Genomic DNA, 685 nt, shown 5'->3' on the forward strand with positions numbered 1-685 from the left:
AGTTTCACGACCGCTAAGAGACGAGTAACTGCTTATAAATTTTTGAATATCAAAATTCTCCGAACGCTCGACAATATTTTTCTGTTTTGCTGATGAGTCGTACCCCCTTTTTGGGAGTAGGAAAAAGTACCCGAGAGGGAGATATGGGAATCGGTTATGGAGATTAAGTGACTCGGCATAGATTCGCTCAAAAATCGTGTCAAAATTTTTGCCAATTGAGCTCAGTTGGCTACGAACGTTAATTGCCATTCGCGGACCAACAACAGGGCCATCCTCCTCATAGCTATGAACTAGTATATCCTGGCTTTTTGTCTTCGGAAATCCATATACGGTGGCAGATGTGTCACTAGGATGGGAATCTTCGTGGATATATTGTGGATTCACTCCGTTATCCACCAGCTGGTCAATTATGTAAGAATGAATACGTCCAATAAGCTTTTCACTCCGTATCAAAGAATAGCTTGGATTCTCGTCCGGATCTCTGATAGCAGACTCAAAGTCAGTTTTTATACCCTCAAGAATACTGCCAAGCTCATCTCGGTCGTACATTCCTTTGTTCGTTTCCACTCTTGGTTGAAACGGGTATGTTTCTAATTTTGGAAACTAGTTGCCTAAGTGAGCAACGAACATATTTTCCCGTTAAACGCAACACCCGGTTGTGAACATCGAGGACGTTTGTTCTGCT

Annotated in this window: 1 protein-coding gene; it reads right to left on the reverse strand. The window is 42.3% G+C overall.

Annotation, left to right across the window (positions count from 1 at the left end; genetic code table 11):
• Positions 1-549: hypothetical protein (locus DVK07_RS22515; protein ID WP_199719679.1), on the reverse strand; the 549-nt coding region annotated here is incomplete at its 3' end.
• Between the last annotated feature and the right edge of the window lie 136 nt (positions 550-685).

Source organism: Halorubrum sp. Atlit-26R, assembly GCF_003666015.1.
Classification (GTDB): domain Archaea; phylum Halobacteriota; class Halobacteria; order Halobacteriales; family Haloferacaceae; genus Halorubrum.